General features: G+C 51.9%; 4 protein-coding genes. All 4 read left to right on the forward strand.

From position 1 onward, the window contains the following. The first annotated feature begins 21 nt into the window (after positions 1-21). The 4 genes from ASL11_RS19985 to atzF are packed head-to-tail and all read left to right on the forward strand — an operon-like array spanning position 22 to position 6,901. On the forward strand, positions 22-741 hold the full coding sequence (locus ASL11_RS19985) for an urea amidolyase associated protein UAAP1 (RefSeq protein WP_056618691.1): 720 nt from the start codon (positions 22-24) through the stop codon (positions 739-741). Between the two features lie 30 nt (positions 742-771). Then, on the forward strand, positions 772-1,422 hold the full coding sequence (locus ASL11_RS19990) for an urea amidolyase associated protein UAAP2 (protein ID WP_056618671.1): 651 nt from the start codon (positions 772-774) through the stop codon (positions 1,420-1,422). A 28-nt stretch (positions 1,423-1,450) separates the two neighbouring features. Then, positions 1,451-5,074 (forward strand): urea carboxylase, encoded by a 3,624-nt coding sequence (gene uca, locus ASL11_RS19995; protein WP_056618674.1) that lies wholly within the window; start codon positions 1,451-1,453, stop codon positions 5,072-5,074. Positions 5,075-5,092: 18 nt separating this feature from the next. Continuing rightward, positions 5,093-6,901, forward strand: a complete 1,809-nt coding sequence (gene atzF, locus ASL11_RS20000) for an allophanate hydrolase (RefSeq protein ID WP_063795634.1) — start codon at positions 5,093-5,095, stop codon at positions 6,899-6,901. Positions 6,902-7,429 lie beyond the last annotated feature (528 nt).

The raw sequence follows: 7,429 nt of genomic DNA on the forward strand, positions 1-7,429 counted from the left end.
AAAGCGAAGGAGAGCGATAGCATGGGGAACATTTGGAGCAAGGACATAGGGCCGGGAGGCAAATGGTCAGGGGTAATTGGCAAAGGGAAGTTGATTCGCTTGACTGCACTGGAAGCAGGTGCGAATGTGTCAATCCAGTTGTACCACGCGAAGGATCTGACGGAGCGTTACAATATGCCGGATACGTTGAAGGCGCAGCATACAGCGCATTTGACCCGTGGGAATGTACTGATGAGCGATAACGGTCGTGCGATGGTGAGTATCGTGGAAGACAGCCTAGGGTGGCACGATCCACTTAGCGGGTACACAAGCCGTGCAGCGACAGATGCCAAGTACGGAACGACGAATTATCAGGAGCTGCGTAACGATTGGCTGCGGAGCGGTCAAGAGAACTTTGCAGTTGAGCTTGTACGTAATGGCCTGAGCATGCGGGATATGATGCCGGTCGTGAATCTATTTTCCAAAGTAGTGGTGGATGACAATGGGGATATGCGCCTCAGCTTAGATCACTGTCCAGCAGGGGCGACGGTTACCCTACGGACGGAGTTAGACACACTAGTCGTTCTGTCCAACACGCCGAATCCGCTTGATCCAAGAGGGAGTTACCCATCTGTGCCTGTCAAAATCGAAGTGGAAGGCGCCACGCCAGTTAATGAAGACGATTTTTGCTTGAATTATCGCCCGGAGAATCGCCGAGCTTTTGAAAATACATGGGAATATCACACACTGTTAGGTTCTTAGTAGAAACGATTAACAGGAGGAGGAACGAAAATGGCCGTTTTTAATCGAGTAGAAAGCCCTCGTTTAGTGGAGGATGCGATATATAGTGAAGTGGTTCAAGCGGGTGATGGCTGGATGCGTGTCCTGAAGCCAGGGCAAGTGATGCGGATCGTGGATCTCGAAGGGAATCAAGCAGCAGACACGTTGTTCTATGATGCGGAGAATCCAGAGGATCACTACAGTGCGGTGGCGACGATCACAGGGCAAAGCAACATTTACTTAAGCACAGGTTCCATCCTAAGAGCAGAGTCAGGTAAGGAATTGCTGAAAATCGTAGCTGACACCTGTGGACGTCATGATACGGTAGGCGGCTCTTGTTCGGCGCAGAGCAATACCGTGCGGTACTCGCACGATAAGCTGTCGATGCACAATTGTCGCGATACGTTCATGCTGCAGTTAGCTGGGCAGGACGGCGTATATACGAAGCGGGATCTGGCACCAAATATCAATTTCTTCATGAATGTACCTGTGACACCGGATGGCGGTTTGAAATTCGATGATGGCGTATCCGCGCCAGGCTGCTATGTCGAAATGCAGTCCATTGGCAGCACCATGGCACTGATCAGCAATTGTCCTCAGCTTAACAACCCATGTAATGCCTATAACCCGACACCGATTCAGGTGCTCATCTGGGATAAATAACGAACATACACATGAAGGAGTGGTTACGATGTTTACAAAAGTGCTAATTGCGAACCGTGGAGCCATCGCTGTGCGTATCGAGCGTACATTGCGCAAACTGGGGGTCCAATCCGTGGCTGTTTATACGGCTGCAGATCAAGATAGTTTACATGTGGATGGAGCCGATGAAGCCGTGCTGATCGGTGAGGGGCCAGCGAAGTCGAGTTACTTGAATACAGAGCTGATTCTCCAAACGGCGCTCGAAACTGGTGCCCAAGCGATCCATCCCGGCTATGGCTTCTTGAGTGAGAATGCGGACTTCGCCCGTGCTTGTCGCGAGCATGGCATTGTATTCATCGGACCGACTCCGGAACAAATGGAGATGTTCGGACTGAAGCATTCCGCTCGTGAAATTGCCGAACGTGCTGGCGTTCCGATGCTGCCAGGTACTCCGCTAATCACGGAGCTGGAAGAAGCATTAACCGAAGCGAAGCGTATTGGCTATCCGGTCATTCTGAAAAGCACAGCAGGCGGCGGTGGTATCGGCATGCGTGTATGTGCAGATGAAGCGACATTGCGCTCTGCTTACGATGGCGTACGCCATTTGGCCGAAACAAATTTCAAAAACGGAGGCATGTTCCTCGAGAAATATATTGCCCGTGCTCGTCACGTTGAAGTGCAAATTTTCGGTAACTCCTTGGGTGAAGTCGTAACTTTGGGTGAACGCGATTGCTCTATCCAACGCCGTAATCAGAAGGTAATAGAAGAAAGTCCTGCTCCGAACCTGTCAGATGACGTGCGTGAAGCGATGTTTGCTTCGGCGAAGCGTTTGGCAGCAGAGGTTGGTTACCGAAGTGCGGGAACGGTTGAATACCTTTATGATCCAGAAACGTGTGAGTTTTATTTCTTGGAAGTGAACACGCGCCTTCAAGTAGAGCATGGTGTTACAGAGGAAGTACTCGGCATTGACCTCGTGGAGTGGATGGTGCGTGAAGCGGCACTTGAGTTGAATGATATTCAATCCCTAATCCGCAAACCTGAAGGCCACAGCATCCAAGCGCGGATCTACGCAGAGGATTGCTTGCAACAGTTCCGCCCGAGTGCGGGGCAGTTGGATCGTGCTGTGTTCTCAAGCGAAGCTCGTAATGAGACGTGGGTTCGAGATGGTCTAACCGTAACGACACTCTACGATCCGATGTTGGCGAAAATTATTGTTCACGGCAAAGACCGCTTAGACGCGATCCATAAACTAGTAGAAGCGCTGGCTGAAACGCGCATGTATGGGTTAACGACGAATTTGCAGTATGTGCGTGCGCTTTTGCAAGAAGAAGCTTGTTTGAGCGGAAACGTGTACACACAGCTGCTTAACACCTTCGAGCCTACGGAAAGAGCGCTAGAAGTCGTCGATGGCGGTATCCAAACGACTGTGCAAGATTTCCCAGGCCGTATCCGCCATTGGGATGTAGGAGTGCCTCCATGCGGACCGATGGATCCTTTGTCGTTCCGTATTGGGAATAAATTGCTAGGCAATGCGGACGATGCGCCTGGTCTTGAAATGACCCTGCGTGGCGGTTCCTACAAGTTCCGCAGTGACATGTGGTTCTGCGTAACCGGTGCCGATATGCAAGCGGAGCTCGAAGGGGAGACGGTTGCTACGTACCGTCCGATGTTTGCATCGAAAGGGCAAGTGTTAAGCTTTGGCGAAGCCAAAGAAGGCATGCGCACGTATTTGTTAATCGGCGGCGGGCTTGATATGCCGAAGCTTCTAGGCAGCTCATCCACGTTTACGTTGGGTGGCTTCGGTGGGCATGGCGGACGTGCGCTTCGTACGGGTGATGTGCTTGGTGTTAATGAAGGAGGCGAGAACCGTGTGCAGGACGTGTTTGAATTAGCCCCAGATCATCGTCCTGGCATGACACGCGAGTGGACGATTGGGGTCGTTCCTGGACCGCATTGTACAGGTGAGTTTTTGCGTACAGAGTATCTGGATCAACTGACAGAAACGAGCTGGGAAGTGCATTTTAACTCCTCGCGGACAGGGGTTCGTTTGAAAGGGCCTGCGCCGCTTTGGACACGTGAAGATGGCGGGGAAGCGGGACTTCACCCTTCGAATATCCACGATAATGCCTACGCGATCGGTACGCTGGATTTGACAGGCGATATGCCGATTCTGCTTGGGCCTGATGGACCGAGTCTTGGTGGATTTGTGTGCCCGGTGACGACGGCATCCGCTGAATTCTGGAAGTTAGGTCAATTGCACCCTGGTGACTCAATCCGTTTCCACCTGCTGACGCTGCCAGAAGCTGAAGCACTGCGTGATCTGCAAGAGAGCAACCTGCGTGCGATTGGCGAGGGACATTTTGACCAATTGGTGCATGTGCAGCTGCCTGCTGTAAATGAGGAGATCACACCGGAATATCCGCGACTTTTCCATGAAGTAGAGAACCGTCGCTTCCCAATCACGATCCGTTGTTGCGGAGATCAAAACTTGCTCGTCGAATACGGTGAGCTAGAGCTGGATTTGCTGCTGCGCTTCCAAGTGCAGGCTTTGATGCAGGCGATTGTGGAAAGTGGCTCGATTCCAGTACTTGATCTGACGCCGGGGATCCGCTCTTTGCAAATTCATATTGATCCGTCGCAAATTACGGTGACAGAGGCATGCAAAAAAGTTGTGGAGATCGACGCTGCTCTTCCTCCTTTAGAACAGTTCCGTGTGCCATCACGTATCGTGCGCTTGCCTTTGTCATGGGATGATCCAGCAACACAGCTTGCGATCGAGCGTTATCAACAGGGTGTACGCCCGGATGCGCCTTGGTGCCCGAGTAACCTTGAATTCATTCAAAGGATTAACGGCCTAGACACCATAGATGAAGTGAAAAAAATAGTATATGAAGCGAACTACCTCGTACTAGGGTTGGGTGATGTGTATTTAGGGGCTCCTGTGGCAACGCCGGTTGATCCCCGTCATCGTCTAGTCACAACGAAATACAATCCAGCTCGTACATGGACACCAGAAAATGCCGTCGGCATCGGCGGAGCTTACATGTGTGTCTATGGGATGGAGGGTCCAGGTGGCTATCAATTCGTAGGACGCACCATTCAAATGTGGAATCGTCTGCGCTCAACGGAGAGCTTTCAGGCGGGTAAGCCTTGGTTGCTGAGATTTTTTGATCAGATTCAATTCTATGAAGTGAGTGCGGAAGAGCTGCTGCAACTGCGTGAGGATTTCCCTCGCGGACGTTATGAGGCTGACATTCAAGAGACGACGTTTGATCTAGGGGAATATCTACAATTCCTAAGTTCTATAGAAGAAACAACGGATACGTTCCGTACCCAGCAGCGTGATGCGTTCAAAGAAGAACGTGAGAGCTGGAAAGCGAAAGGTCTTGCGGAATATGTCTCCGAGCAGGAGACAGGCGATGCTGCGCCGGAGGATGAGTTACCTGCAGGAACGATCGCTGTGCGTGGTATTATGCCAGGCAGCGTTTGGAAAGTGTTGGTATCCCAAGGTGAGCAAGTGAAGAAGGGTGACCAACTGGCCATTCTCGAAAGTATGAAAATGGAATTCCCGCAGCACGCACCTTGTGACGGCTTTGTTTCGATGATTGGCGTTAAGCCTGGCGATCAGGTGCATGCCGGACAATTAATTCTGGGTATCGCACAATCTGCATAAGGGAGAGGTGAAGAGGTTATGGGAGAGCGAATAGACGGAGAACGAATTAGTAGTGATGAGTTGGAAAAAGAATTGACCCTATCTTACTTGCGTGAAAAGTATGAAGCGGGCACATTATCGCCACAGGAAGTCATGGCGACCATTGTAGAGCGTTCCATCGCGGATGCTGACATGAACATTTGGATTACGCAGCCGACGATGGATGCGATTCAGCCGTACTTGGATCGTTTGTCCTCACTTTCCTTGGCAGACGCACCGCTGTGGGGGATTCCCTTCGCAATTAAAGATAACATTGATCTAGCTGGCGTCCCGACGACCGCAGGCTGCGTAGAATATACGTTCACACCGGATGAACATGCGGGTGTCGTCGAGAGATTGATTGCAGCAGGCGCCATTCCTGTAGGCAAAACCAATCTTGATCAGTTCGCGACGGGCCTAGTCGGCGCTCGCAGTCCTTACGGGGACGCGCATAACGCGCTGCGTCCGGAACTGATCAGCGGCGGCTCGAGTTCTGGCTCAGCCGTCAGCGTAGCCCGTGGCCAAGTGGTTTTCTCGCTTGGCACAGATACAGCAGGCTCCGGCCGTGTGCCGGCAGCGCTGAATCGCCTAGTCGGCTATAAGCCGAGTCTCGGTGCGTGGCCGACCAAGGGGGTCGTGCCAGCCTGTGCGAGCCTCGACTGTGTCACGGTCTTCGCGCATTCCCTAACGGATGCGCTTGTCGTAGACAGCGTGGCACGTGGTATCCACGCGGAAGATCCTTGGTCCCGCAACGTCGTGCGGAAGCCGGCGGGCTTGCCTAAACGAGTGTGTCTCCCTGCAGGGGAGCTAGATTTCTATGGGCCTTACGCTGCGGAGTACCGCATAGCATGGCTGCGCGCTGTTGAGCAGGTGCGTGAGGTAAGTCGGCGTGAGGGTATTTTGATTGAAGAGGTAGATGTTGAGTTATTCGCACAAGCTGCGGCGATTTTATATGAAGGTCCATGGGTGGCTGAACGCTGGGCCGATATTGGACCATTCATTGAAGCGAATCCTGGTGTAGCTTATCCGGTTACGGAGAAGATATTGCGTTCGGGCGCAGCTGGCGAATATGATGCGGCATCGGTATTTGTAGCGATGCATAAGCTTCAACAGTATAAGCTGGAAGCTCGAAAGCTGTTGCAGAATGCTGTGCTTGTGATGCCAACTTGTGGAGGCACATGGACGCGAGAGCAGGTCCTCGCTGACCCGATCAGCACGAATCGCGATATGGGTCGCTACACGAACCATTGCAACCTGCTGGATCTGTGCGCAGTAGCTGTGCCTGCGGGCGATGCGGCACCGGAGACGCCTTTTGGGATTACCCTCTTTGCTGTAGCGGAAGAGGAGGGACTGATTTGTGGGGCGGCGGAGTTGTTTGCGGCGGGCGCTGAGAGCAAAAGTTCAAGAGCGGATAGCGCCGCTGCTGCGCAAACGACGCTCGTGGCGGTTTGCGGGCTGCACATGCGTGGCTACCCGCTGGAGAAACAAATGCAAGGCTGTGGAGCACGGTTCATCCGGGAGGATGAATCTGCGGCGAAGTACAGCCTTGTGAAGCTGCCGACATCCCCTGCGAAGCCGGGGATGATCAAGCAACAGCAGGGTGGCGCAGCCATCCAGCTGGAGATTTGGGAGATGCCGCTCGAGGCATTCGGCGGCTTTGTTGCAGCGATCCCGGCTCCGCTTGGGATCGGCAAGGTTGAGCTCCGGGATGGCACGGAAGTCCCGGGCTTCGTTTGTGAAGCTTACGCGGCCGAAGATGCGGAAGATGTTACGGCGTTGCGCAGCTGGCGCAACGTGGTGCCTTTGTAATTGACTGCGAAAAGTAGGGAGCGGAGAGCTCCCTACTTTTCTTTCTTTTTCCCTGTTGCGATTGAAAGTAGGCTAGGGAGAATAGAAGGAAAGATGCACATTTCAGGTTCGTTTAAGGTCGCGAGCTTATACTATATCTTAACCCCCTTTATCATATATAAATGCTAGACACCTGTAGCTTGTTGCTGCAGGTTCTTTTTTTTGAATATAAAACAATTCAAAACAATGGCAATAATGGAACTATTCCAAAGGGGTTGTAATTGATTTCTAGGCATGGTACATTAGTCCTCGTTGTTCTGAAGCAGGCAAACACAAATGATGCGAAATGAACTTCTCGACAGACATCGACACCAATCGAAAAAAAAGAACTTGCATTGGTGAAACGATCTGTGGTATATTACTTCTCGCTGCTTCGGTAACACGGTAGCGAACGAAAGAAATTGATCTTTGAAAACTGAACAACGAGTGAGTAAGCACAGTCGAGTAATCGACTATAAAAGAGATTGCAAAATCTCGCTAGCTTCAAAT

This window comes from Paenibacillus sp. Soil750 (assembly GCF_001428045.1).
Taxonomy (GTDB): Bacteria; Bacillota; Bacilli; order Paenibacillales; family NBRC-103111; genus Paenibacillus_E; species Paenibacillus_E allorhizoplanae.

What these genes read in the sequence shown, in the direction of transcription:
- ASL11_RS19985 (WP_056618691.1), top strand. Translation starts at nt 22, where the DNA reads ATGGGGAACATTTGGAGCAAGGACATAGGGCCGGGAGGCAAATGGTCA.
- ASL11_RS19990 (WP_056618671.1), top strand. Translation starts at nt 772, where the DNA reads ATGGCCGTTTTTAATCGAGTAGAAAGCCCTCGTTTAGTGGAGGATGCG.
- uca (WP_056618674.1), top strand. Translation starts at nt 1,451, where the DNA reads ATGTTTACAAAAGTGCTAATTGCGAACCGTGGAGCCATCGCTGTGCGT.
- atzF (WP_063795634.1), top strand. Translation starts at nt 5,093, where the DNA reads ATGGGAGAGCGAATAGACGGAGAACGAATTAGTAGTGATGAGTTGGAA.